The sequence below is a fragment of the Rhizobium sp. A37_96 genome (genome assembly GCF_053521765.1).
This window is the reverse complement of record NZ_JBNWDS010000006.1, coordinates 197945-221579: the sequence shown is the minus strand read 5'-3', so window position 1 is coordinate 221579 and position 23635 is coordinate 197945. Positions and strand designations below refer to the sequence as shown.

Here is a 23635-nt window from a genome sequence, read left to right as displayed (position 1 = left end):
GTTCAGGCCCTTTCCACTGCGTTCATGTCGACGCCAAGTTCGGCTGCGAGCGCCGCCTGCATTTCCTGCCGCTCGTCGGCGCTCTTGAAGCGGACGTAGTGCAGCCGCGGGAACCGCTTCTTGAGGAAATTCATGCCCTGATAGGGCGAGGTATTGGCGAGGATTACCAGCGGCTTGCCCGCTTCCGCGCTGCCGGCCGCCTCTCTCAGGGCATCCAGATCATGACCGTCGACCGAGCGGCATGTCACGCCGAACGCGCTGACACGCGCGGCGAGATCGCCGAGATCGAGCACGGACGACATGGCACCGTCGCATTGCTGGCGGTTCACGTCAACGATCACGCGGACATTGTCGATTTGGTGATAGGCCATGGCTGCAAGGCATTCCCAGGTCTGGCCCTCCTGGAACTCTCCGTCGGACATATAGACCCAGACCTTGCCCGGCTCGCCTTTCTTCCGTCGCGCCCAGGCGACGCCCGACGCCATGGAAAGGCCTTGCGCCAGCGACCCGGTCGTCACTTCCATGCCGGGGCTGTGTTCGGCGCCGATCATCTCGACCGAACCGCCGTCCTTGTTGAAATGATCCAGCGCATGCTCGTCCATCCGTCCCGTCTCGATCAGGGCGGAGTAGATGACCAGGGCGTAGTGCGCGGGGGAAATGAAGAACCGGTCGAACTCAGGCGCGAACGGACCGTGGTAGCCGGCGCCGGTGAAGGCATCGGGATTGTGTGCCGACGGTACGCCGCGGAAGGGCAGCGGCACTTTCGGAAGCGTGGGCTCGCCGAGCTTGAGGAATTCGTTGTAGAGCAGCGCAAGGCTTTCGGCGGCGGAGCAGGCCTGGCTCAGATAGCCGCCATTGTGTTTCATCGTGTGGAAGAAGACGCGACGCCGGATTCCGAGCGCGATGCCTTCGGTGGATTTCTGATTGGAGAGGGTCATCGTCTCAGCTCCGTTCGGGGAAAAGTGCCTTGAGGCCTTCCGGCGACGGCGTCGCGATGCCGCGCTCCGTTATCAGGCCGGTGATCAGGCGGGCAGGCGTGACGTCGAAGGCCGGATTTGCCGCAGGGCTTCCTTCCGGGGAGATGCGCACGCTCGCAATCGAGCCGTCCCGCGCTCTGCCCTGCACGAAGCTCACCTCGTCGGCGGACCGCTCCTCGATCGGAATTTCCTTGATGCCGTCGTGAACCGTCCAGTCGATCGTCGGTGAGGGCAAGGCGACGTAGAAGGGCACGCCGTTGTCGCGGGCGGCAAGCGCCTTGAGATAGGTTCCGATCTTGTTGCAGACATCGCCGTTTGCAGTGGTGCGATCGGTCCCGACGATCACCATATCGATATCGCCGTGCTGCATCAGGTGGCCGCCGGCGTTATCGACGATCAGCGTGTGCGGCACGCCATGGCCATTCATCTCCCAGGCGGTCAGATAGGCTCCCTGGTTGCGCGGGCGTGTTTCGTCGACATAGACATGAACGGGAATGCCGTCCTCGATCGCCATGTAGATCGGCGCGGTCGCGGTTCCATAGTCGACGGTCGCAAGCCAGCCGGCGTTGCAATGCGTGAGGATGCGCACGGGTTCGCCCGGCTGCTTTTTCGCGGCGATTTCGCGGATGACCTTGAGGCCGTTTGCGCCGATCGCGCGGTTGAGCTCGACGTCCTCCTCGGCAATCTCGGCGGCGCGCTTGTAAGCGGCGGCGGCGCGTGCGCTTTGCGAAAGCCCGCGCAGGTGATCGCGCATCGCGTTCAGCGCCCAGCGCAGGTTGATGGCGGTCGGCCGCGTTTCGTTGAGCTCTTCCCAAACGGCGTCGAGATGGGCGTCGGAGGGGTCTTCGGCCATGGCGATCGCAATGCCATAGGCAGCCGTGACGCCGATCAGCGGCGCGCCGCGCACCCACATGTCGCGGATCGCAACGGCGACTTCGCCCACGGTTTTCAGCGTGACGACCCTGAACTCATGCGGCAGCCAGCGCTGATCGATAATGTCGACGGAGCGGCCGTCCTCGTTGAGCCAGATGGTATGGTAGTGGCGTTCCCCGACTTTCAAGCGAGTGTCTCCTTTTCAAGCCGCTCCGCCGTGGCGCGGACATCCTTGAGGCTATGGATGCGATGCCGGTTGACGGCGAGATGACGCCCGAGTTTCAGTGCCTTCCGCTCACAGGTGGCACGACGGTCGGGGTCGGCGATGGTCTCGAAATCGGCATTGTGGGCAAGGCCGAGGATGCGGCGATGCATCTCTATGCCGGCAAACCCCAGCATTTCGCGATAGATCTCGTCGAGGACGATATTCAGCGCCTGTTCCGCGCCGAGGAGATCGCCTCGATCCTCGAAGAGGCTTGCCGGGTAGAGGATCCCCGCTCTCTCGCTGCGCCAGAGATGGGCGAATTCGGCGCGGAAGGTCTCCCAGATGGTTTCGATCGTATCGAGCAAATAGGCGCGCATGTCGTCGCGTCCGGCACTGCCGCTGTCGTGACCGCTTTGCGCGAAGTAGCTCATCCAGAAATTGGCAAGCAGCATGCCGACATCGAAACTGATCGGCCCGTAGAACGCGAATTCCGGGTCGATCACCCGCGTTTCCTCGTCGGTGACCATCACCGAGCCGGTGTGCAGGTCACCATGGCAGAGCGTCTCGGCCTTGGCGGAAAAGAGATGTTTCAGCCGCTGCGCCTCGACCTTGAGGTCGCGGTCTGCTCGCAATTCCGCAACGAGCGGGTCGAGCTGAGGCGAGGTGTGGCGGTTGAGCTTGGCCCCGAAATAGGGATCCGAGAACACCAGGTTCTCTGTGATATCGCAGAGCTCGACATTATCGGCGAAGAGAGCCATGTCGGCCTTCTTTTCACGCGTGACCATGGAGAGATCCGAGCCGCGGAAGAGCGTTCGCGCGCAGAAGAGGCCGAGATCGCGCCCGATCTTCGGAAGAGCGCGACCATCGATCAACGCCCGCCGCAGGATGACGTGCGGCGTCAGATATTCCATGACGATGATGGCCTGGACGGCATCGAAGAAGAAGATCTCCGGCACCATGCCCGGATCGCGCGCGGACTGGCGCACGAGCGCGTGATACTCGAAATAGGACCGTTTCAGGGGAAGCGGCCAGCTCTCGCCGACGAGGCGCACATAGGGAAGCGCCTGCTTGACGATGGCAGCTCCCTTGTCGCCCGTGACGATGAAAACGAGATTGAGGTTGCCGTCGCCGACCTCCGTGACCTGCCACCGCGCCGAATCGCCGCCGATCTTTTCCTTGAGAATGGTGTTTCCGCCAAGCCGGGCCGGCAAGGTTTCGGCGCTGAGCGCCGCAAAGACTTGCGTGTCCATAGTGTTCTCCTCCTGCGCATGTCGCGGCCTCCACCGCGTGTCGACATGCCGTCACGGGCACAACTAAGGCAGCATTCTGTCAAATGTCAATGGCCTTGACATTTGACGAAAAGCAATCTTAACCTGTGTCCATTGGGAGGAGAGAATGAGCGAACATGCAGTGTTTCGCATCGAGGGCGTGCGCAAATCCTTTGGTGCAGTGGCGGTGCTCCAGGGTGTGCATCTCGACCTCAAAGGCGGCTCCGTTACGGCTTTGATGGGTGCCAATGGCGCAGGCAAATCGACGCTCGTGCGCATCTTGAGCGGGGTCTATCCGCGGGACGCCGGCACGATCACCCTTGCAGGCGCCCCATTCGAACCCTCGACACCGGCGGAGGCGATCCGTGCCGGCGTCGTGACGGTGCACCAGAATATCAATGACGGCGTCGTTGCCGATCTCGATGTGGCAACCAATTTGACGCTTGACCGGCTGAATGGCCGCGGTGCTCGGCTTTTCTTCAATCCGCGCCGGGTTCGGCGTGAAGCCGCCCTGGTTGCCTCACGCATGGGGCTGGCGATCGACCTCAAGGCCAGCATCAACGATCTGAGCCTTGCCGACCGCCAGATGGTGGCGATCGCGCGTGCGATGGCGCATGAACCGAGGGTCTTGATCCTCGACGAGCCGACCTCGTCCCTGTCGAGCGCTGAAGCCGATCGGCTGTTCGATCTCGTCGACCGGTTGAAGGCCCGGGGCGTTGCCATTCTTTATATTTCGCACCGCATGTCGGATATCCGCCGCCTTGCGGACAGTATCCTGGCGCTGCGGGATGGCCGCATCACCGGTCATTTCGAAGGGCCGGACCTCGACTATGAAGGTGCCGTCAATGCCATGCTCGGCAGGAAAGTCTCCGCAGACGCAATCTCCGTGCGCGAGGCAAGCGTTGCCGTTTTCCGCGCGCAGGGCCTGAAGCTGTCCGAGCAATCGAAACCTTTCGATTTCCAGCTCGGCGAAGGCGAGATTGTCGCGGTAACCGGTCTCGTCGGCGTCGGCAAGTCGGCGCTCGCCGAGACGCTGGCCGGAGCGCGCATGCCAGCTGCCGGTCAGATGATGCTGGACGACGCCCGCTACGCTCCGAAAACAACCGGCCAAGCCATTGCTCGCGGCGTGTTCCTCATCGCCAAGGACAGGGCGATCAGCGGCATCGTGCCCGATTTCAACATCTATGAGAATATCAGCCTGCCGTTCCTTCGGCGCTTGTCGCGGTTTGGAATATCGAGCCGCGGGACCGAGCGGGTAAGGGCCCGCCAGCAGATTTCCTCGCTCGGCGTCGTCTGCCGCAGCGAGCGGGATGAGATGCAGACACTGTCCGGCGGCAACCAGCAGAAGGTCATGGTCGGCCGGTGGCTTTCGGAGCCGTCGCGGCTTCTCGTCCTCGACGAGCCGTTCCAGGGTGTCGACATCGTGGCCCGGCGCGACATTGGCGAGAAGCTGCGCGCCTCGTCCGGTGGCAGAGCCACAATCCTCTTTCTAACCGAACTCGACGAAGCCTTCGAAGTCGCCGACCGCATTCTCGTCATGTCCGAACAGACGATCGTTGGCGAGCATCGCAATTCCGGCATCGATGTCGAGCGCCTGCTGTCCGAGATCGCAGGTCAATCCTCTCAACAGGTCAGTCCATTATGAGCAGTGAACAGAGCAAATCCACGGCTGCGGCCCCGTTGCCCCAACCGGCCGTGAGCTTCAGGGATATTGCGATAAAATACGGTTTCCTCGTGCTGCTTTTCGGCATGATCCTGTATTTTTCGATTGTCACGGGCGGTTTCGCTTCGCCGCAGAGCGCCGTCTTCATCCTGCAGTCGGTATCGATCACCGGCATCCTTGCGCTCGGCGTCACCGCGACATTGGTGGTCGGCGGTTTCGATCTTTCCATTGGGTCGGTCGCCACGACCGCGATGATGGCTTCTTCCTATGTGATGGTCGTCATGGGTGGCGATGCTGTCACGGCGACGCTCGTCTGCCTTGCCGTCGGCGTGCTCGTCGGGCTCATCAATGGCATCATCATCGTCTACATGCGCGTGCCGGACCTTTTGGCGACGCTCGGCATGATGTTCCTCTTGCTCGGCCTTCAGCGAATTCCGACCGAGGGGCGCTCTATTGCCACCGGAATGACGCTGCCCGATGGTTCGGTTGCAAACGGCGCATTCAGCCCCGGCTTTCTCGCCCTTGGCCGTCACCGCTTCGACTTCATCCTGCCCAATCTCGTGCCCGTTTCGGTCGTGGTGCTGATCGTGCTGGCGATCCTGATCTGGTTCTTTCTCGAATATACCCGGTTCGGACGCATGATGTATGCCGTCGGTTCGAATGAACGCGCGGCCGGCCTCGCCGGCGCACCTGTCAATGCCTACAAGATCTCCGCCTACATCATCTCGGGCATCTTCGCCTCGATCGGCGGCATCTTGCTGGCAGCCCGTCTCGGCCGTGGCGACATCGCATCGGGCAACAACCTGCTGCTCGATGCCGTCGCCGCCGCGCTGATTGGCTTTGCGGTTCTTGGCGCGGCCAAGCCCAATGCCTTCGGCACAGCGATCGGTGCTCTCTTCGTCGGGATCCTGCTGCAGGGTCTGACGATGATGAATGCGCCCTACTACACCCAGGATTTCGTCAAGGGCGCGGTTCTCGTCATCGCCCTGATCTTCACCTTTGCATTCTCGAAGAGGAGCAAACGCTAAGGGCTGAGTCTCTTGGCGGACAATCATAATTTCACCGGAGGAGGAGACTGACATGAACATAACACGCAGAACGCTGGGGCTATTGACGCTCGGGCTGATGGGGGCGGCGGCGTTTGGCGCGCCATCCTTTGCCGCGGACATGCCGAAGCCATTCGACAAGCCGGGCGATGTGAAGATCGCGCTGGTGCGATATCTCTCGACGGGTGACTTCTTCCAGTCCTACCTGTCCGGTGTCGAGGCGCAGGCAAAGGCGCTGGGCGTCCAGCTGCAGGTGTTCGACAGCCGCCAGGATGCGGCGCTTCAAGCTGACATGGTGGACCAGGCGATCGCGCTCGGCGTGCAGGGGATCATCATCCAGCACGGCCTGACGGAATCGATGAAGGACGCCGCCCAACGCGCCGTTGACGCGGGCATCAAGGTCGTTGCCTTCGACGTGAACGTCGAGAACCCGAAGATTCCCCAGATCGAACAATCCGACCGCGATCTTGCTCGCCTCTCGCTGGAGCAGGCCATCAAGGACAATGGCGAAAGCTTCAAGGCCGGCTACGTCTACGTCGCCGGTATCGCGCCGCTCGACCGACGCGACGAGACCTGGAAGGAATTCAAGAAGAAGTACGCGGGTATCAAGGAGGCCGCGCAGTTCGGCACCATGGACAACCCGATCGCCAACTCGGTCGCCAACCAAGCCCGTTCGGTGGTCTCGGCCAATCCCGACATTACCGTGATGTTCGCGCCCTATGACGAGTTCGCCAAGGGCGTGAAGATCGCCGTCGACGAAGCCGGGCTTTCTTCCAGCGTGAAGATCTATTCGGCCGATATTTCGACGTCGGATATCGCCGCGATGCGTGAATCCGGTTCCGCCTGGGCGGCGACGGCGGCAACAAACCCGGCTGTGGTCGGCCAGGTTTCGGTCCGCACGCTTGCCATGCTGCTTGCCGGCGAGGATCCCGGCCACCAGGTCATCGTTCCGCCGACGCTGATTACCCAGAAAGAGCTGAACGATCAGGACATCAAGAACATGGAGGAACTCGGAGCCAAGCTGCCGCAGTTCGCGCATGCAGATGTCGCCATGCCCGGCTGGATGCCGAAGGCTGCAGCCAAGTAATCAAACTCTTCCCCACCAGCTGGCGGTGCCTCGGCACCGCCTTTTTTGTTGTCCGGCGGCAACGGCCTCCTCGGACATGCCGGTAAAAAATTGCCCCGGATAGGGGCAATTTTCCTTGCGAGATCAGCGTGGCCTCAGCGCAGCGCGGCCGCGATATTGCCGCCATCGACGGTGGTCACATCCGCCGTCGTTCTTTCGGCCAGGGCGTGGTGTACGAAAGCGCGGGCGACGTCGTCGGCCGTGACCTCCAGGCCGAGAAGATTGCCGCCCATATATTCGGAAATCGTGACGCCGCGTGCCGCCGCACGGTTGGCGATCATCTCGTCATTGAGCAGGCCCGATCGGATGCGGTCAGCGTTGACGGCATTGACCCGGATCCGGTCCGCGCCATGCTCCAATGCGTACTGGCGGGAAAGGAAAAGGGTTGCCGCTTTCGGAAGGCCATACGCACCGAATTTCGCGCCCGGATTGACCGCCTGTTTGGAGGCATTGAAGAGCAGCACCCCGCCGGTTCCCTGCGCCTTCATGATGCGCACCGCATTTTGCGCCACGCTCTGGTGGGCAAAGAAGTTCAGCTCGAAGCTGCGGCGCAGCAGGGCGTCGTCCATCGTCGCGATGGGGCTTTCCCAGGCGGCACCCGCATTCGATACGACGATATCGACACCGCCGAAGGTGGCAATGGCGGCATCGAAGGCGGCGCGGACCGAGGCCGGGTCGGTAATGTCGCAAGCAACGCCTATCGAATTGTTCCCGGCAGACTTGGCGACCGCCTTCGCCTTCTCGCCATCGAGATCGACCACGACCGCATGGGCGCCCTCGGATGCAAATGCCCTGACGATCGCTGCGCCGATGGCGCCGCCGCCGCCGGTCACCAGCACGACCTGACCGGTGAAGGGTTTGGGTTTTGCCCCGGCGAGCTTCGCCTGTTCCAGCGACCAGTATTCGAGGTCGAACAGATCGGGCCGGCTGACCGGCTCGAACCGCCCGATCGATTCCGCATCGCGCGCAGCCTCGATCCACATCTCGCCGACATCGGCGGCGATTGCCGCATCCTTATAGGTGCGGCCGTGGCCGTACATGCCAAGGCCCGGAACCAGGGTGAGCCGCGGTATCGGATCGAGCATGACGCGCTTGACGTCGTCGCGGGCGTCGTTGCTGCGGAAATATTCGGTGTAATCGGCGGCAAAGGCGGCAACACGCTCGTCGATGATGCCGCGATAACCGGTCAGATCGCCCCTTGTCGGCGCGGGCAGCACCATCGGTCCGGTCTTGATGCGTATGGAAAGATCGGGCGTCGAAACGCCGCGGGAGGCCATGTCGGCGACTTCAGCGGCGCTGACGAATTCGAGGATGGCCGGCGAGGTGCGGAACACGCTGACCATGCGGTCGAAACGACCTTCGCCCCTATCGACGGCAACGGCGCCGCGCAGCATCGGCGCGATGTCGCCGGGGCTGGCGAGATCGCCAGGCAGGACGGCGGCCGAAAAGGGATGGCGGCCGTTCCGCTTCACATGGTCTTCCGCCAGCGTCACGTAGTGGATCATCCGGTCGTAGGATTCCTTCGCCGTCTCGCCGAAGGTGAAGATGCCGTGCTTGTCGAGGATCAGTCCGTCGACCGTCGGATCCTGTTCGAACACCTCGGCTGCTGCCTTGGCAAGGGCAAATCCCGGCATGATATACGGCACGAATCCCATCTTCCTGCCGAAGAGTTCCATGCACATGTCCCGGCTTCTCGCCTGATCGGCGATGGCAAGGATGGCTGTCGAATGGGTGTGATCGACGAATTTGTGCGGAAGAAAAGCATGCAAAAGCGCCTCGACGGACGGGTTCGGTGCGGCGGGATCGATGAGGTTGGCCCGCAACAAAGTCACCATGTCCTCGTCCGACAGCTTCGCGAGCTTCCGGCTCTTCAGGAGCGCGTCGATCCGCACGGCTGGCAAGCCCGGTGGCTCGATCACGCCCATGTCCCAGCCACTGCCTTTGACACAAAGGACGGCATGGGTGTCGCCGACGAGATCCGTCATCTCCGTCTTTACGGAGGTATTGCCGCCCCCGTGCAGCACAAGCCGCGGCTCGCCTCCCAAAAGACGGGTCGTATAGGTGCGTAGCGCAAGATCGCGATTGACGCCTTTGGCCAGATAGCCGGCCACGACTTTTTCCGCGACATCCGCGCGCCAGAGATTTTCCATTCTTGTTTGCCTCCCGATGATTTGGCCCTTCCCGTCCCGGCGGGCCATGTGACAGGCTCAGGTCTTGCCCGAGCTGTTCTTGTCGAGCCCTTCTTTGCTCCAGCGATCCAGAACACGCCGCGCCATCGATGCCGTGACGATGAGGTGCGAGGCGAAGCCGCCCTTCAATGCGGCAATCAGGGACTCGAACTTGTTGTCTTCCTGCACGACGAGCATCCGCTTCCTAATCGAGCGGATGGAAGCGAGATCGGCGGACATGCAGCGCCGGTTATGCGCGCAATCCATCCATTGGCCGTCGCGGTCGATGAGCTGCCCGGCGATGACGCCGGCCGCGCCCTTGTCGCCCATGGCGTGCATTTCCTCTGCCGAGAGGGCGCCGCATTTGACAAGATGGCTGTCTTCCTCGATGCCGCCCACCGAATAAAGCGCAAGCTGGCAATCGGAAATGGTCGCGAGCTGCTCGCGGATGACCGGCTCGGCGCGCAGTTCGTCGGCCAGCCGTTCCGACGAGAGAACGAGGGGGGCATAAAGATTGATGCCTTCGGCGTTGAGCCGCCGGGCGATTTCCGTCGTGCATTGGTCGGGGCGATAGGAATAGGGCGCACCCAGATTGCCGCAGAGCTGAACCACGGTCACGCCGCGCAGGTCCGCAAAGGGCATGACGTCGGCGATGTGATAGACGGTGCGGCCCCAGGCCACTCCGATCCGGTCGCCCTTGTTGATGAGTTCGAGGAACACCGAGGCTGCGACGACCGGCATCTCCGCGGCGGGATCCATGGCCTGCCGGTCTTCGGGCACGATCCAGGCCGTCGTCAGGCCGGTCGCGTCCTCCAGCTCCCGGGCAAGAACGTCGTCCGAGAAAAGCTCTGACGACGTGGTGATCGTGACAATACCCATCTCGCGCGCCCGGCGCAGATACATGGCAATCGATGCGCGCGAAATTTCCAGGCGCTGGGCAACTTCGTCCTGCCGCAGGCCGTGTGTATAATAGAGCCAGGCGGCCTTGTGGATGATTTGGTCGTTGGAGCGGATCGGCATGCTGCTCTCTCAAGATGGGTTGTTCTGACATAATTCATCATCGCTGACAAAAGTCAATGTGCCTGCATGACATAGCGATAGATGACTTGGCTCGATCAGCAAACCATCCGGCAGCGCGAGACCGACATGCGTCGGGTCCATTGTCCAGGCGCGCGAAAATCCAGCGCGGGTGTCAATGGTGGGGCGGCCTATGGCCTTGCTGCGGTGGCGGGGATGCGGGCATGCGCAACGATGGTGCCGCTGGGGTCGCGACCATCCCGAGTCGAATTCCAATACTTGCAATGCGGGGGCAATTCTGTTGACCTCAATTGCATAAGGATTTATATAACTAGTTATGTAACTGATTGGGGGGCCTCGCTTGGTTGAAGATATCGTGAGATCGCTGGGCTTCCTCTGTCTCGGCAGCCGGTTTCGCCGTATCGGCGAACGCCTGCAGGCAGACACGCAGCAGATCATCGAAGAGCTTGGCGTCACGCTGCAGGCCGCCCAGTATCCGTTTCTCGCCGCCATCGACCGCGCTGGTCCCTTGACGATTGGCGAACTTGCCCAGGCGGTCGGCATTACCCAGCCGGGCGCAACGCGTACCGTCTCTCAGCTTCTGGAGCTGGGATATGTCGATATGCAGGCGTCGGCCGAAGACCAGCGGCGGCGCTTGATATCGCTGGCCCCAAAGGGGCAGGAGCTTGTCGACTATTCGAAGCGATCGGTCTGGCCGCGGATAGAGCAGGCGGTCCGCGAGCTTTGTGGCGAGCTTTCCGGCCCGATGCTGGAACAACTGGCCGCAATCGAAGACGGGCTCGCCGAAGCGCCGCTTGCGCGCCGCGCCAACATTGGAAAGGAAAAGACGTCGTGAACCATATTCTCGACCGCCCGGTCTGGAACGCACTTCGTACTGCCCATGCCTCATTGGCGGAGGGCAGCGAACGTGCCCGCCGCTATCCGCCTTCGATCGTGCCTTTTGCGGCTGCCGCCGACAACTCGGCCGAGAGCCTTGAAGCCCTGGCAGAGCTACCCGTGGGAGAGGATGTCATGGCGATCGTCGAGGCCGCCCCGATCACCGTTTCCCAAGGATTGACGGTGCTCTCCAGCGCCAGCCTCGTGCAGATGATGGCCGGGCACCCTTTCGAGCGAGTGTCGGACAGCAGGATCGAACTGCTGACGGAAGACGATGCCGCGGATATGCTGGCCCTCGCCACGCAGACGAAACCCGGCCCGTTCACGCTGCGCGCCCAAAGCCTCGGTGCCTTCTGGGGTGTGAAAATAGAAGGGCGCCTCGTCGCCATGGCCGGCCAGCGGATGCGGCAGCCAGGGTTTGCCGAGCTCAGCGGTCTTTGTACCCATCCGGATTTTCAGGGACGGGGCCTTGGCTCTCTGCTCTTTCGCTTCGTGGCAGGCGAGATTTCGGCACGCGACGAAACGGCCTACCTGCACGCCTATGCGGCAAATAAGCCTGCCATTGCGCTGTATGAAGCGATGGGTTTTCGCCTGCGCTCGGACATGAGCCTTTGTGTCGTCAAACGGCAGTCGGCCTGATCTTCAACCGGCTACCGCAAACCCGTATCACTGCTGCTGCAGGGCAAGCCTCAAGCCCAGGGCCATATAGATCGTACCGATGAACTTTCCCTGCCATCGGCCGATGGTGCGGTTGCGGCGCAGCCAGCCGCCGATCGATCCGGCTCCGATCGCCAGAAGCGAGGTTACGCCAATGCTGAGGGCGACGAAGATGGCTCCGAGCAGCGCGAACTGCGCGATGACGGACCCGCTTTCCGGATGGATGAACTGCGGCAGGAAGGCGAGGAAGAACAGGGCCGTCTTCGGGTTGAGTATCTCGGTAAAAAACCCCTGCCGAAAGGCGCGCATGGGTGTGATGGCCTGCGCGGTCGGCACGTCGATGCTGCCGCTCTTCTCGAAGAAAGCCTTGAAGCCGAGATAGATCAGATAGATGACGCCGGCATATTTGACGATCTCGAAGGCGAGCGCAGATGTGGCGAGGAGCGCCGACAACCCGAAGGTCGCCATCATCGTATGGAAAAGATCGCCGGTGGCGATACCGAGGCCGGTCGCCAGCCCGGTGCGCCTGCCGCCGCTGATTGCCCTGGCCAGGGTTAGCAGCGTCGCAGGCCCGGGAATGGCCATCAACCCAAGCACCACCAATATGTAAGTCGTCAAAACACCAAGGCTGACCATCGATCCCTCTGAGGTTGGGCTTTGTCGCAAGGTCCCGGTGGCCCGGAAACCTGGCATCCGTCACGTCATTGCTAGCTGGCTTGAAGACTAGTCAATTTGAGCATCGATGCAACAATCACTTTGGGTTCGATGCCTTGAGCATCGGAGCTTCGCTGCCGGCCGACCGGCGAACCGGCTGCCCTGGCTGAGCGCTGAACAGGAAACAGGCTCGGAGTGGCCTCAGGCAATGGACCGGGCATCCCTATCGAACAGGTGCAGCTGCTCGCTGTCGAGAGCGAGGCTGACCGGCTGTCCAACGTGGAGATGGACGTTGCCGGGCAGGCGGACCGTCGTCAGCTGGCCGCCATCATGGGCGATATAGGCGTAGGTGTCCGATCCCAGGCGCTCGACGACATCGATCCTGCCTTCGAGATGACCCTGACCCGGCTCCCGCACGGCGATATGTTCCGGGCGGGCGCCAAGCTTGGCGGTGTCCGAAGGCGCGGAGGGCCGCGCCAGCACGCCGCCGGAGGCAATTTTCAGCCCTTCCGCGACCGGTGCAACATCGTAGACATTCATCTTCGGCGAGCCGAGAAACTGTGCGACGAAGAGGTTGGCGGGCTTTTCGTAGAGCTCGATCGGCGAGCCGATCTGCTGGATCGCGCCATCCTTGAGCACGACAATCTTGTCGGCAAGCGTCATCGCTTCGACCTGGTCATGGGTGACATAGATCATCGTCGCGCCGAGGCGCTGGTGCAGTCTGGCGATCTCGATGCGCATTTCCGCACGCAGGGCGGCATCGAGATTGGACAGGGGCTCGTCGAAGAGAAACGCTACCGGATCGCGGACGATGGCGCGGCCGATCGCGACGCGCTGGCGCTGCCCGCCGGACAGTTCTTTCGGCTTGCGGTCGAGATAGTTCTCCAGCCGCAGGGATGCCGCCGCGGCCTGGACGCGCCGTTCGATTTCGGCGCGGGGCGTGCGGGCAACCTCCAGGCCGAAAGCCATGTTGGCGCGCACCGTCTTGTGCGGATAAAGGGCATAGGACTGGAAGACCATGGACAAGGCCCGATCGGCCGGGCCGAGATCGGTCACATCCTCGCCGCCGATCAGGATTTGGCCGGAGGTGACTTCCTCCAGACCGGCGACGAGGCGCAGCAGCGTTGATTTACCGCTGCCGGATGGACCGACGAAAACGACGAACTCGCCGTCCTCGATCCGCAGGTCGAGCCCGCGGATGATGTCCAATGCACCGAAGGATTTTCTGACATTCTTTAGTTCGATAACGGCCATGTCGGTTTCTCCGCAGTTTCAAGCCTTGACGCCGCCGGCACCGAGGCCGCCTTGCCAGAAACGCTGCATGACGATGAATGCTATGATGACGGGAACGATGCTGATCAGCGCACCCGCCAATACGAGGGTAAAGAGCGCGGCACCGCCGCCGGAGCCGACCGTGGCCGTCGCATACCATTGCGCGAGGCCGACGGTGACCGGGAAATACTCGGCCGAACTCAAGACGACCAGAGGCAGGAAGTAGTTGTTCCAGGTCGCGACGAAAGACAGGATGAGCACGGTGGCAAAGCCCGGCATGAGCAGCCGCAAAGCCAGCGAGAAAAAGATGTGCAACTCGCCGGCGCCATCGACGCGGCCGGCATCGATCAGCTCGTTCGGTATGGCGTCGTCGGCATAGACGCGCATCAGGAAGACGCCGGGCGGATAGACCAGTGACGGCAGGATGACGGCCCAGGGCGTGTTCACGATGCCAACTTTCGACATCAGCAGGAACAGCGGTACCACAAGCGCTGTCTGCGGGATCATGACGGCGCCGAGAATGACCGCGAAGATCAGCCGCTTGCCTGTGAAATCGTACTTCGCAAGCGCATATCCGGCCATCGTGGAAAACAGGGCGGCACCGATACCGGAGGTCGTTGCATAGATGATGGTGTTGAGCAGCCAGCGGGCAAAAATGCCACCCTGGAAGCTGAAGACCTGTCCTATATTCTCAAACAACCTGAAATCGCTTGCGAACCAGAGGCCGAAGGTCGTGAACAGATCGTTGTTCGATTTCGATGCCGATACGAGAACATAGAAGAGAGGCAATGCCGTATAGAGCCATATAACCAGCAGGATTGCCGACAGCATCCAGCGGTTACGACGGAATGAGGGGGAGCGCTTCGATTTGCCGACGATGGTCATGCGTTGCCCCTGCGGTTGACGAGCAGCATGAAAGCGTAGGAAATCACGGCTGTCACTGCACCAAGAACGAAAGACATGGCGGCGGAATAGTTATACTGCTGGTTGGCGAAGGCGAGCGTATAGGCATAGTAGTTCGGCGTATAGGAATTGGTGATGCTGAGCGGCGCGAGATTGCGCAACAGATAGGGCTCCGAGAATAACTGCAGCGAGCCGATGATGGAAAAGATGATCGTAACGACGACCATGGGCGCAATCAGCGGCAGCTTGACACGCAGCGCATAGATGAAGCTGCTGGCCCCATCCATGGATGCAGCCTCTTCCAGATCCATCGGGATAGCCTGGAGCGCGGCGTAATAGATGATCATCTGATAGCCGGTATATTCCCAGTTGGCGATGTTGGCGATCGATGGAAGAATTGTATTCGGCCCGAGGAAGTTCGGGGCCGGAAGACCGAGCGCATTGGCGAGCTGCGTAAAGGGACCGAAGGCCGGGCCGTAGAGATAGCCCCAGATGAGCGTGGCGATGACGGCAGGCACTGCATAAGGCAGAAACAGGCTGATGCGGAAGAAGCTCTTGGCATAGACCGTGCCGCTGTCGAGGATGAGCGCGATGAGCAGCGCGATAGCCACCATTCCGGGGATCTGGATGACGGCAAACTTCAGAAGCACGACGACGCCCTGCCAGAATTTCGGATCGCCCAGCGCACGCACGAAGTTATCCGCGCCGACGAACTTGGTGCCGGCGACCACGGTCGTTTTGTAGACCGCGAGATTGAGCGCATAGAGCATCGGCGCAATCAGGAAGGCGATGAACAGCAGTGCGAAAGGTGCGAGAAAGAGAAGAGGCGCCAGTCTCTTGCCTACGCGGCGGCGGCGTTTGCGGCTGATAGGACCGGCCATTAGCTTTGTCTCCGGCTGCGAAATGTACCCGCGCCGAAGCGCGGGTCATGCGAAAAGGGCGTGCGGGGGCCTGCAGCCCGCACGCCGATGATTCAACCGTTGGAAACGGTGTAGCCCTGATCGGAGCAGTAGGCGCTGACGCCTGCCTGCAGGCGGTCGAAGGCATCGCCGAGCGATCCCTTGCCGCCGATCGAGGCGGAAAGCTCCTGCTGGACCTGGCCGGCGAGATAGTCCTGGAACGGTGCGTACTGGAACGAGGAGTCGACGTGCTTGGCGGCCTCGACAAAGACCTCGTTGACGGCCTGGCCGCCGTACAGATCGTATTTGTGGTTGATCAGCTCGGGATCCGAGACCAGTTCCTTGAGGACGGGGAAGAGGAACTGTTTGGTATTCCAGAGCCGTGCCGCCTGCGGATCGGCACCGAGGAACATGGCAAGCTGGGTTGCCTCCTTCGGGTGCTTCGAGGTGTTGAACACCGCGAATGTGGAGCCGCCGAGGTTCGCGGACACATATTTTCCTTCGTCCCACTGCGGCAGCGGTGCCGCCCGCCAGTGACCATTGCTCTTCTTGGCGAACTGCGGAATGAATACAGCGCCCCAGGCACCGGTCATCCAGGAAGCATACGTTCCTTCGTCAAGACCGGTGAACCAGTCGGTGGTCCAGACGGGGGTTTTGACGCCGACGGCTTTCGCGTCGATCAGGTCCTGCCAGTAGGCGGCCCATTTCTTGGCGACGGCGTCGTTGAGGTTGAGCTTGAGATCGGTGCCCTTGAGCTCGAACGGCTTCCAGCCGGCCTGCGCCAGAAGCGCGATGACCCAGCCGCCGTCGGCGGTGCCACCGAAATTGGTGAGGAAGGTATCCGGCGATGCCTTGCTGAGTGCCTTCGAGCTTTCGGCAAAGGCGGCCCAGGTCTTCGGCACTTCGATCTTGTGCTGTTCCAGCACATCGGCGCGGTAGAGAATGCCCATCGGGCCGGAATCCCACGGGATGCCGTATACGGCGTTGCCGTCGGAGGCGGATGCCCAGGTCCAGTCTATGAACTTGTCCTTGACGTCGTTGGCGCCGTACTGCCCCATGTCGAGCAGTGCCTGCAGCTGCCGGAAGCCCGGAATATTGGTGAATTCGACCTGGCCGACGTCAGGCAGGCCCGTGCCCGCCTGGATCGCATTGCGCAGCTTGACGTATTCGTCCGGTCCCTGGCCTGCATTCTCCAGCTTGACGCTGATATGCGGAAAAGCCTTGGTGAACAAATCGATCTCGGCCTGCGTGTTGGGCGTCCAGGCCCACATCGTCAGCTCGACCTTTTCCTGTGCGACGGCCGCTGTGCCGATGCCCGAAAATGCGGCCGCAGCAGCGCCCGCGCCGGCGGCCTGCAGCAATTGGCGCCGGCTCAAGGCTATCAGGCTGCTGTCTCTTTTTATGTCGTTGGTCATTGCATGTCCTCCCACATCCGACGAAAGCACTCCCTTGGAAACCGGTTCTTTCGTGATGAGCCGCAATTCATCACGCGCAATTTGCATTGTCAATTGCGCAATTTGCGAGATTATGCAAAATCTGTCGCAATTTTCGTGTATTCGGCGGTGACAGAGCCGTTGATATCGGCGCGCAGGGATGGATTTCTCACAGGAATCCCATGATTATCAGGGAAATCTGAAGGGTAGGGAATTTGACTCGTTCACCTAAGTCCAACGCAAATCAGCTCGAAATTGCCAAGGCGGCGGGCGTTTCGGTCAGTACCGTTTCCCGCGCGCTATCGGACGCTCGCGGCATCAGCGACGAGCGGCGTACGCAAATTCGAAAAATTGCGGAGGATGCCGGCTATTTCGGCCGTAATCGGGGCGCCGCCGAGCCGACCAAGCATTTGCGCGCCTATGTGACGGGTAGCCTTGCCACCGGCGGCTTGGCTCCCTTCTATGAGGCCGTGATCGGCGGCTTGCGCGACAATGCGCGCGACGCCGGCTTCAGCCTCTCGATCCGCATGGTGGACGAAACGTCGCTCGGCCCGGAGCGCATGGTTCGCGACCAGGAAAAGGAGGAGGCCAGCGTGACGATTTTCGTCGGCATCGATCTGGCTGACAATCTTGCCGACTATTTTCTGAACGGTAGCCAACGCGCGATTCTGGTGAACGGCTATGATCCCGATATGCGTTTCGATTGCGTCGCGCCGAACAATTTTTACGGCGCGCGCATGGCAGGCCGGGCCCTGCTGCAGGCCGGACACAGAAAACTTCTTTATATTCATGACCATACGCGGTGGACGACGACGCAGCGCCGTCGTGGGTTTTACGCCGCCCTCGAAGATTTCCCCGACGCATCCTGCACTGCAATCGGCGTTGCCAACGGTGTCGATGCCGCCTTGCTTGCGGAGGTGGAGCGCCGCACGAAGGACGAGGTGGGTTGGACCGGCGTCTTTTGCGCCAACGACATGGCCGCGTTCCGGCTGATGAATGCGCTGGAGACCGCGGGTCTCGGCGTGCCCGGCGAAATTTCGGTGATCGGCTTCGACGATCTTCCCTATGCCGCGATGATGCATCCGAGATTGACGACAATGCGGGTCAATTGCTTCGAGATGGCGCATCAGGCCATTCTGCTTGCCCAGCGCCGCAGTGCAGAGCCAGGCGCCATGCCGGTCCAGCTCGAATGCGCTGTTACACTGCAGTCGGGAGCAACGATCGCGCAAATTGCGTAAATTTTCGGGATGTGCGTAATCTTGTTGCGTGATTTGCGTTTATGTGCGATCTCTCGCGGGAATGGCATCGATGCCATTCAGCATTTGCGGACAGCGTTCCGCCAGGAGTTCGTTGTTGTCATCGCCCCCAGTTACCAGGCCTCTGAGGCTCAGCTTCGCTTTCGGCCCGCTCGGCATCGACAAGCTGTTTTCCATGAAGGATCAGAAGCGGCTCGAGAGCCACTGCAGCATCATCTCCCGGGAGCCGCTGCTCGAGTTTGAAAGCAGGGCTGCGCAGGCCCAGCTTGCCGATACGGACATATTGATCACCGGCTGGGGCTCTCCGTCCATCGATGTGGCGGCATTGGAAGCGGCCCCTTCACTCAAACTTGTTGCGCATGCCGCGGGATCGGTAAAGCATCTGATCGGGCCGGCCGTCTTCGAACGGAAGATCGAGGTAACGAATGCGGCAGCCGCCAACGCCATTCCGGTGGCGGAGTTTGCATTGGCCGCCATCCTCTTCGCCAACAAGGATGTCCTGCGCTTCCAGCGGCTTTATGCGCAGCAGCGACGCCCCCTGGAGATGCACCAATCCTTCGATGGCGATAGCGGCAGCTGGCACAAGAAGGTCGGCATTGTCGGCGCCTCGCGTATCGGTCGCCGCGTCCTCGATCTCCTGAGGTCGCACGATATGGACATCCTGCTTTTCGATCCGCTGGTGAGCGTTGCGGAGGCCAGGCAGTTGGGCGCGGAACTGGTCTCCCTGCCGGAGTTGATGGAAGGGTGCCAGACGGTCTCCCTGCATGCGCCTTTGCTGCCGACGACGCGGCACATGATCGACGCCGGCATGCTCGCCCGCATGCGCGACGGTGCGACGCTGATCAATACCGCGCGCGGCGGCCTGATCGATCAGGCCGCGCTGGAGGCCGAGCTGGTGAGCGGCCGGCTTTCCGCCTTTCTCGACGTTACGGAGCCGGAGACCCTGCCGGAGACTTCACCGCTTTACGATCTGCCGAACGTCGTTCTGACGCCGCATATTGCCGGCGCGATCGGCAACGAGCGCCAACGTCTCGGCCGGCTCGTCGTCGACGAGATCGAACGATTTGTCGCTGGCAAGCCGTTGCAACACGGCCTGACTTTGGAAAGCCTGCACCATCAGGCCTGAGCTGCCGGATAGTGCGCAAGACCCTGAATTTTGAGAGTGAGGACAGCCGCATGACCGCATTCCCCTTCATCGCACCCCGTCCGGATGATCCGCGACTTCTGCAGCAGCGCCGCTACGGCATGGTTATCGACGGCAAATCGGTTCCAGCCCTTTCGGGAGAGACGATCGTCCGGGAAAGCCCGGCGCATCCCGGACGCATTGTCAGCCTTATTCCAAAAGGCCGGCGTGAGGATGCCGAAGGAGCGATTGCCGCTGCACGCCGCGCATTCGACAATGGCCCCTGGCCGAGAATGACCGGCGGCGAGCGCGCCCGCATCATGAATCGCGTCGCCGATCTGATAGAGGCAAATCTCGAAGAGCTGGCGACGATCGAAGCGCTCGAGGTCGGCAAGGCTATCAACCAGGCGCGGGGCGAGATGGGTTTTTCCGTCAGCCTCTGGCGCTATGCGGCAGGACATGCCCAGGGGTTGGAGGGAGAGGCGCACAATGATCTCGGTGCGAATACGCTCGGCCTGATACTGCGCGAGCCTGTCGGCGTCGTCGGCCTGATTACGCCGTGGAACTTTCCCCTCCTGATCGGCTCGGAGCGTATCCCCTGGGCCATTGGCGCCGGCTGCACCGTCGTCATCAAGCCGAGTGAATTTACCTCGGGATCGACCATCCGCATGGCGGAGCTTGCGCTTGAAGCCGGCCTGCCCGCAGGCGTGCTGAATGTCGTGACCGGCTACGGCGCCGATGTCGGCCAGATCCTGGCCGAACATCCGGACGTGGATGTCGTCAATTTCACCGGCTCGCAGCGTGTCGGCCGCGTGATCGGCGCGCTCGCCGGGCAGAATATCAAGAAGGTCGGGCTCGAGCTCGGGGGCAAAGGTCCGCAGGTGGTTTTTGCCGATGCCGATCTCGATGCCGCCGCGGCAAAGATTTCAGGCGGTGTCTTCCATTGCTCCGGCCAGGTATGCATCTCCGGCAGCCGCTTGATCGTGCACGAGAGCATTGCCGATGCGCTCCTGGAGAAGGTCCGAACCGTGGCGGCTCAGATCGTCACCGGCGATCCTCTCGACGATCGGGTAAATGTCGGCGCGCTGATCCATCAGCCGCATCTCGACAAGGTTGCCGGCTATGTGGCGGAAGGAAAGGCCGACGGCGCAAAGGTGCTGATGGGCGGCGAAAGGCTCGGTGCAGCAGGCGCTTTCTACGCGCCGACCATCTTCACCGATGTCAGCCCAAGGATGACCATCGCGCAGGACGAGATCTTCGGCCCGGTTCTGACGACGTTTCGCTTCAAGACCCCCGAAGAGGCGATCCGGATGGCGAACGACACCCCGTACGGGCTGTCGGCCTGCGTCTGGTCGACGAACCTGTCGACGGCTTTCCAGGCCATTCGGCGCATCAAGGCGGGCCGGACGTGGATCAACGGCATGGGGGACGGCGCCCCGCAGCTGGCGATCGGCGGCTACAAGCAGAGCGGCGTCGGGCGCGAACTCGGGCGGCACGGCTTCGATGAATATTCGGAGCTGAAGAGCGTTCATGTGACACTTTCGGCTTTTCCGGGCTCGGCATAAGCGCGACGGTCGCCCGTATCGACAACACAGGCTGCGGCAATCCGCTGCATTTTGCGATAGCGCATGGAATCGATCGCCGAGACTTTCGGTTGCGGCGGCGTTTCCGTGCGCTATGGTGCGTGACGTGAATGGATGGCAATGCGGGCCCGGTTGTGATCGGCTGCGCGCATTCGCCATCGATTGTGCTATCGGAGCTACGAGAACGACGACTTCACCGGAGGCAACAAACCGTGTCGGGATATCCCGGCCGGCGGAGCCGTGTCGCCGGGCATTCTACTCTTCCCGCAACGTTTCCTGCCAAGGAGTTCATGATGCGTCTTCGCCGGATCAAGATGAAATTCCTCCTGTCATGCCTGGCCTGCCTTTCGCTCGTCTTTTCCGAGGTTGGGGCGGGTGCGTGTACCCGATTGGTCTACCTCGGTCCGAACGGCAATGTGATCACTGCCCGCTCGATGGATTGGAAGAGCGATGTCGCGACCAATCTGTGGATCCTGCCGCGCGGTATTTCCCGCAGCGGCGAGGCCGGGCCGAATTCCATCAAATGGACCGCGAAGTACGGGAGCGTCGTTGCCACCGGCTATGATGTCTCCACGACGGACGGCGTCAACGAAAAGGGCCTGGAGGCCAATCTGCTCTGGCTGGTGGAGTCCGATTATCCGAAGTTCGACAAAGGTAGCAAGCCGGGTCTGACGATCGCCGCCTGGGCCCAGTATGTGCTCGACAATTTCGCGACCGTCGACGAAGCGGTCGCAGCTCTCGAGAAGGAGCCGTTCACGATCGTCACCGCCAATGTTCCCGGCGAGAACCGCCTGACGACGCTGCATCTGTCGATGTCCGATGCGTCGGGGGACAGTGCGATCGTCGAATATATCCACGGCAAGCAGGTCATCCATCACAGCCGTGACTATCAGGTGATGACGAATTCGCCGACATTCGACGAACAGCTGGCGTTGAACGCCTATTGGAAGCAGATCGGCGGCACCGTCTTCCTGCCGGGCACCAATCGCGCCTCCGATCGTTTCGCGCGGGCGTCCTTCTACGTCAACGCGATACCGAAAGGCGAGGATCCGAACCAGGCCCTTGCCAGCGTCTTCAGCGTGATCCGCAACGTCTCCGTGCCCTACGGGCTCAATACGCCCGAGGAGCCGAACATCTCGTCGACCCGGTGGCGCACGGTTTTCGATCACAAGCGCGAGCTCTATTTCTTCGAATCCGCCCTGACACCCAATACGTTCTGGGTCGATCTCAAGAAGATCGATTTTTCCGGGAGCAGCAAGGTCAAGAAGCTGGATCTCGGCGAGAACCAGGACCACACCTATGCCGGCGATGCGACCTCGTCTTTCAAGGAGGCTCCGGCCTTCCACTTCCTCGGGCTGAGCTAGAGGCCAACGAAAGGTTGGAGCAATCGTCCGAGAAAGCCGTGAAAGCGAACATGTCCTTCGATCGCCGCGAGCGATATGCATTCGCCGCCGCTGTCGATGACCGGGCTATGCTCCGTTTCGTCATCGCCTTCGACGAAGTCACCCGGAAAATAGTGATTGTCGCCATCGGAAAACGACCCCGTCAGGACCTGCGTCACCTCCAGGTCGGAGTGTCCGTGCGCCGGCATGCGCTTGTTTGCCTTGACCTTGAGGAGAATGACATTGGCTTCCGGCGCGTACGGCAAGCCGACACGGCTCAGCCTGACGCCAGGTCCCACCATGCGCCACGGGCCTATGCTGCAGCCGTCCAGCGCAGCCGGAAGCACCAGATTGTCAATCGAGGTCCGTACCGGTCGCATGGCCGCTTGCGACCGGTTCCCGATCTCGCTCGCATCCAAACGGGAAAGGGCATGGTCGAGAGCCTTCGAAGAAAGCGCCTCGGGTTGCATCTGGGTTAGGATTTCCCCTCCGACCGCTTCAAACGTCGCCGCCCGTCTCCGGCAGACGGGACATCCGCTCAGATGTGCCGCAACCACGAGGGCGGGACCCGCGGGCAAGGTCCCGGCTGAAAAGCGCAGGAGCGTCTGGTCGCTGGGGTGATGGTTCGCTGTCATAACGTCTCTTCCAGCATGGTCTTCAGCCTGGCGAGCGCGCGTCTTATCCGTGACTTCACGGTGCCCAAAGGCAGATCCAGCTCCTTGGCGATTTCAGCATGGGGACAATCTCGGAAAAAGGACAATCTTAGGATTTCTTCCTGCTCGGGGCCGAGCGCCTGCAGCGCTGCGTGAACCCTGTCTTCATCCGCCCTGACGAAGATGATTTCCTCTGGAGTGCGCTCCATCGCCGGGATGCTGCTTGGGTCATATTCGGGAGGTTTCTGCGACGACTTTGCCTTGCGCTGGAAATCGATGCGCAAGTTGCGTGCGATGGTGAAGATCCACGTCATGGCGCTGGCGCGGGCGGGATCGAAATAGGAAGCCTTCCGCCAGACGATCAGCATCGCTTCCTGGGCGATCTCTTCTGCAAGCTCGGGCGAAGATCCTGTACGCATCATGAACGCCTTGATCCTGGGGGCTGCGAAATTGAAAAGCTCGGCGAAGGCGTCGCGTTCGCGTGTCGTGGCGATAGCCAGTACCAGCCGGTTCACCTCCTCCGCAGATATGCCTTCGCGGTCGGACACGGTCGTCACCGAAAATCCTCCTCCAACAAGGG

21 protein-coding genes are annotated in these 23635 nt (G+C 61.6%); 9 read left to right on the top strand and 12 right to left on the bottom strand.

Annotation, left to right across the window (positions count from 1 at the left end; genetic code table 11):
• Positions 1-2 precede the first annotated feature (2 nt).
• Genes ACQZ6J_RS18240 through mtnK form a run of 3 tightly spaced genes read right to left on the bottom strand, consistent with a single transcriptional unit; the run spans position 3 to position 3305 of the window.
• Positions 3-938, bottom strand: coding sequence for a transketolase (locus ACQZ6J_RS18240; RefSeq protein WP_449085109.1), 936 nt, complete (start codon positions 936-938; stop codon positions 3-5).
• A 4-nt stretch (positions 939-942) separates the two neighbouring features.
• Positions 943-2037 (bottom strand): S-methyl-5-thioribose-1-phosphate isomerase, encoded by a 1095-nt coding sequence (gene mtnA, locus ACQZ6J_RS18235; protein WP_449085108.1) that lies wholly within the window; start codon positions 2035-2037, stop codon positions 943-945.
• Positions 2034-3305 (bottom strand): S-methyl-5-thioribose kinase, encoded by a 1272-nt coding sequence (gene mtnK / locus ACQZ6J_RS18230; protein ID WP_449085107.1) that lies wholly within the window; start codon positions 3303-3305, stop codon positions 2034-2036. Before mtnK ends, mtnA begins: the two co-directional genes overlap by 4 nt.
• Before the next feature lie 145 nt (positions 3306-3450).
• Here mtnK and ACQZ6J_RS18225 point away from each other — a divergent pair, with 145 nt between their 5' ends.
• Genes ACQZ6J_RS18225 through ACQZ6J_RS18215 form a run of 3 tightly spaced genes read left to right on the top strand, consistent with a single transcriptional unit; the run spans position 3451 to position 7119 of the window.
• Positions 3451-4968 (top strand): sugar ABC transporter ATP-binding protein, encoded by a 1518-nt coding sequence (locus ACQZ6J_RS18225; RefSeq protein WP_163992424.1) that lies wholly within the window; start codon positions 3451-3453, stop codon positions 4966-4968.
• Positions 4965-6014, top strand: coding sequence for an ABC transporter permease (locus ACQZ6J_RS18220; RefSeq protein WP_204326822.1), 1050 nt, complete (start codon positions 4965-4967; stop codon positions 6012-6014). The genes ACQZ6J_RS18225 and ACQZ6J_RS18220 overlap by 4 nt, the downstream gene beginning before the upstream one ends.
• Before the next feature lie 52 nt (positions 6015-6066).
• Positions 6067-7119 carry a substrate-binding domain-containing protein gene (locus ACQZ6J_RS18215; protein WP_449085106.1) on the top strand — a complete coding sequence of 351 codons (1053 nt, stop codon included), beginning with the start codon at positions 6067-6069 and terminating at the stop codon, positions 7117-7119.
• A 134-nt stretch (positions 7120-7253) separates the two neighbouring features.
• Here the strand turns inward: ACQZ6J_RS18215 and ACQZ6J_RS18210 are convergent, their stop codons facing one another.
• Both ACQZ6J_RS18210 and ACQZ6J_RS18205 read right to left on the bottom strand, forming a co-directional pair.
• Positions 7254-9308 carry a bifunctional aldolase/short-chain dehydrogenase gene (locus tag ACQZ6J_RS18210; RefSeq protein ID WP_449085105.1) on the bottom strand — a complete coding sequence of 685 codons (2055 nt, stop codon included), beginning with the start codon at positions 9306-9308 and terminating at the stop codon, positions 7254-7256.
• 57 nt (positions 9309-9365) lie between these two features.
• Positions 9366-10346: a sugar-binding transcriptional regulator gene (locus ACQZ6J_RS18205; protein ID WP_449085104.1), complete on the bottom strand. Its 981-nt coding sequence runs from the start codon at positions 10344-10346 to the stop codon at positions 9366-9368.
• A gap of 358 nt (positions 10347-10704) precedes the next feature.
• Between ACQZ6J_RS18205 and ACQZ6J_RS18200 the strand changes: the two genes are divergently transcribed.
• Positions 10705-11199 (top strand): MarR family winged helix-turn-helix transcriptional regulator, encoded by a 495-nt coding sequence (locus tag ACQZ6J_RS18200; RefSeq protein ID WP_163990164.1) that lies wholly within the window; start codon positions 10705-10707, stop codon positions 11197-11199.
• On the top strand, positions 11196-11879 hold the full coding sequence (locus ACQZ6J_RS18195; RefSeq protein WP_449085103.1) for a GNAT family N-acetyltransferase: 684 nt from the start codon (positions 11196-11198) through the stop codon (positions 11877-11879). The genes ACQZ6J_RS18200 and ACQZ6J_RS18195 overlap by 4 nt, the downstream gene beginning before the upstream one ends.
• Before the next feature lie 27 nt (positions 11880-11906).
• Here ACQZ6J_RS18195 and ACQZ6J_RS18190 read toward each other — a convergent pair whose 3' ends face one another.
• The 5 genes from ACQZ6J_RS18190 to ACQZ6J_RS18170 form a co-directional block, all read right to left on the bottom strand.
• Positions 11907-12533, bottom strand: a complete 627-nt coding sequence (locus ACQZ6J_RS18190) for a LysE family translocator (RefSeq protein WP_163990167.1) — start codon at positions 12531-12533, stop codon at positions 11907-11909.
• Between the two features lie 219 nt (positions 12534-12752).
• Positions 12753-13805 (bottom strand): ABC transporter ATP-binding protein, encoded by a 1053-nt coding sequence (locus ACQZ6J_RS18185; protein ID WP_449085102.1) that lies wholly within the window; start codon positions 13803-13805, stop codon positions 12753-12755.
• Positions 13806-13823: 18 nt separating this feature from the next.
• The gene (locus ACQZ6J_RS18180; protein ID WP_204326730.1) at positions 13824-14708 is read right to left on the bottom strand and encodes a carbohydrate ABC transporter permease; all 885 of its coding nucleotides are present in this window, start codon (positions 14706-14708) and stop codon (positions 13824-13826) included.
• A complete protein-coding gene (locus tag ACQZ6J_RS18175) occupies positions 14705-15607 on the bottom strand; it encodes a carbohydrate ABC transporter permease (protein ID WP_449085101.1) in 903 nt (300 codons plus the stop codon). The genes ACQZ6J_RS18180 and ACQZ6J_RS18175 overlap by 4 nt, the downstream gene beginning before the upstream one ends.
• A gap of 92 nt (positions 15608-15699) precedes the next feature.
• Positions 15700-17040 (bottom strand): ABC transporter substrate-binding protein, encoded by a 1341-nt coding sequence (locus ACQZ6J_RS18170; RefSeq protein ID WP_449085100.1) that lies wholly within the window; start codon positions 17038-17040, stop codon positions 15700-15702.
• A 233-nt stretch (positions 17041-17273) separates the two neighbouring features.
• On the opposite strand from ACQZ6J_RS18170, the gene ACQZ6J_RS18165 reads away from it, so the two are divergent.
• The 4 genes from ACQZ6J_RS18165 to ACQZ6J_RS18150 all read left to right on the top strand — a co-directional run bounded on the left by ACQZ6J_RS18165 (position 17274) and on the right by ACQZ6J_RS18150 (position 22384).
• Complete coding sequence (locus ACQZ6J_RS18165; RefSeq protein ID WP_449085099.1) at positions 17274-18296, top strand: LacI family DNA-binding transcriptional regulator; 1023 nt, start codon at positions 17274-17276, stop codon at positions 18294-18296.
• A gap of 115 nt (positions 18297-18411) precedes the next feature.
• Positions 18412-19440: a hydroxyacid dehydrogenase gene (locus ACQZ6J_RS18160; protein WP_449085098.1), complete on the top strand. Its 1029-nt coding sequence runs from the start codon at positions 18412-18414 to the stop codon at positions 19438-19440.
• 50 nt (positions 19441-19490) lie between these two features.
• A complete protein-coding gene (locus ACQZ6J_RS18155; protein ID WP_449085097.1) occupies positions 19491-21002 on the top strand; it encodes an aldehyde dehydrogenase family protein in 1512 nt (503 codons plus the stop codon).
• A gap of 332 nt (positions 21003-21334) precedes the next feature.
• Positions 21335-22384, top strand: a complete 1050-nt coding sequence (locus tag ACQZ6J_RS18150; RefSeq protein WP_449085184.1) for a linear amide C-N hydrolase — start codon at positions 21335-21337, stop codon at positions 22382-22384.
• On the opposite strand, the gene ACQZ6J_RS18145 is transcribed toward ACQZ6J_RS18150, so the two are convergent.
• Both ACQZ6J_RS18145 and ACQZ6J_RS18140 read right to left on the bottom strand, forming a co-directional pair.
• Positions 22381-23037: a ChrR family anti-sigma-E factor gene (locus ACQZ6J_RS18145; RefSeq protein WP_449085096.1), complete on the bottom strand. Its 657-nt coding sequence runs from the start codon at positions 23035-23037 to the stop codon at positions 22381-22383. The two genes, ACQZ6J_RS18150 and ACQZ6J_RS18145, sit on opposite strands and share 4 nt — an antisense overlap.
• Positions 23034-23612, bottom strand: coding sequence for a sigma-70 family RNA polymerase sigma factor (locus tag ACQZ6J_RS18140; protein WP_449085095.1), 579 nt, complete (start codon positions 23610-23612; stop codon positions 23034-23036). The genes ACQZ6J_RS18145 and ACQZ6J_RS18140 overlap by 4 nt, the downstream gene beginning before the upstream one ends.
• Between the last annotated feature and the right edge of the window lie 23 nt (positions 23613-23635).

Excerpts from the sequence above, each read along its gene's own strand:
- ACQZ6J_RS18240 (WP_449085109.1), bottom strand. The coding sequence starts at position 938 with ATGACCCTCTCCAATCAGAAATCCACCGAAGGCATCGCGCTCGGAATC.
- mtnK (WP_449085107.1), bottom strand. The coding sequence starts at position 3,305 with ATGGACACGCAAGTCTTTGCGGCGCTCAGCGCCGAAACCTTGCCGGCC.
- ACQZ6J_RS18225 (WP_163992424.1), top strand. The coding sequence starts at position 3,451 with ATGAGCGAACATGCAGTGTTTCGCATCGAGGGCGTGCGCAAATCCTTT.
- ACQZ6J_RS18220 (WP_204326822.1), top strand. The coding sequence starts at position 4,965 with ATGAGCAGTGAACAGAGCAAATCCACGGCTGCGGCCCCGTTGCCCCAA.
- ACQZ6J_RS18215 (WP_449085106.1), top strand. The coding sequence starts at position 6,067 with ATGAACATAACACGCAGAACGCTGGGGCTATTGACGCTCGGGCTGATG.
- ACQZ6J_RS18210 (WP_449085105.1), bottom strand. The coding sequence starts at position 9,308 with ATGGAAAATCTCTGGCGCGCGGATGTCGCGGAAAAAGTCGTGGCCGGC.
- ACQZ6J_RS18205 (WP_449085104.1), bottom strand. The coding sequence starts at position 10,346 with ATGCCGATCCGCTCCAACGACCAAATCATCCACAAGGCCGCCTGGCTC.
- ACQZ6J_RS18190 (WP_163990167.1), bottom strand. The coding sequence starts at position 12,533 with ATGGTCAGCCTTGGTGTTTTGACGACTTACATATTGGTGGTGCTTGGG.
- ACQZ6J_RS18185 (WP_449085102.1), bottom strand. The coding sequence starts at position 13,805 with ATGGCCGTTATCGAACTAAAGAATGTCAGAAAATCCTTCGGTGCATTG.
- ACQZ6J_RS18180 (WP_204326730.1), bottom strand. The coding sequence starts at position 14,708 with ATGACCATCGTCGGCAAATCGAAGCGCTCCCCCTCATTCCGTCGTAAC.
- ACQZ6J_RS18175 (WP_449085101.1), bottom strand. The coding sequence starts at position 15,607 with ATGGCCGGTCCTATCAGCCGCAAACGCCGCCGCCGCGTAGGCAAGAGA.
- ACQZ6J_RS18170 (WP_449085100.1), bottom strand. The coding sequence starts at position 17,040 with ATGACCAACGACATAAAAAGAGACAGCAGCCTGATAGCCTTGAGCCGG.
- ACQZ6J_RS18155 (WP_449085097.1), top strand. The coding sequence starts at position 19,491 with ATGACCGCATTCCCCTTCATCGCACCCCGTCCGGATGATCCGCGACTT.
- ACQZ6J_RS18150 (WP_449085184.1), top strand. The coding sequence starts at position 21,335 with ATGAAATTCCTCCTGTCATGCCTGGCCTGCCTTTCGCTCGTCTTTTCC.
- ACQZ6J_RS18145 (WP_449085096.1), bottom strand. The coding sequence starts at position 23,037 with ATGACAGCGAACCATCACCCCAGCGACCAGACGCTCCTGCGCTTTTCA.